This is a genomic window from Bartonella sp. AP88HLJMH (assembly GCF_042195605.1).
Lineage (GTDB): Bacteria > Pseudomonadota > Alphaproteobacteria > Rhizobiales > Rhizobiaceae > Bartonella.
Genome location: NZ_JBHIOR010000125.1, coordinates 1 through 613 on the forward strand (window position 1 = coordinate 1; position 613 = coordinate 613).

At 32.5% G+C, this 613-nt stretch carries 1 protein-coding gene; it reads right to left on the reverse strand.

Translation table 11 applies throughout. The features are described from left to right. Positions 1-534 (reverse strand): hypothetical protein (locus ACFIMA_RS09940; protein WP_375693794.1); only part of this gene is annotated, 534 nt, incomplete at its 3' end. Between the last annotated feature and the right edge of the window lie 79 nt (positions 535-613).

Genomic DNA, 613 nt, shown 5'->3' on the forward strand with positions numbered 1-613 from the left:
AAGTTCATTAAATAGATTTTTGAGGTATTGAAAACGATTTTCTACGTTTTCAAAACTTTTTAAAGTTATAGCTTTATTTAGTATTGAGAAAAATTCTAAACGCTCAAAAAGCAACGTGCCCATTCGATCAAAAGGCTCAGAAATTTTGTTTTCGTCCTCTAATACCTCTTGATATGATTCTCTTGAAAGCTTATCACTCTTATAGAACGATTCTGGTTCTTTGAGAAAAAAACTAGAAAAATCTATAGTTTTAGGTCCAATTTTTTGACTATTTGTTATAGCCTGATAGGTTTTTTTTGTTTGCGAAAGTTGTTCTTTTTTCAACTCAAGCTGTTTTTTTAAGAGCTCAATAATTTCCCCTTTTTTTAATAGATCAATAAGCTCCAGATATTCTGCTGGTAGAGCAGATTGTGGCGGTGAAGCAGATGAACTCTGTTTAGTATGTGATTCCGAAGGAATCTGTGCGCTTAAAAAACTTTCCCATATGCGAGTAGATATATCATCAACATCGTTTGCATGTGCCAAATTTATCATTTCCAAAAGGGTAATCATTCCTGTTATAATAAATCGCTTTTTCATATATTTGCTCGCTTGATTTCGGCAGGGATTGTTT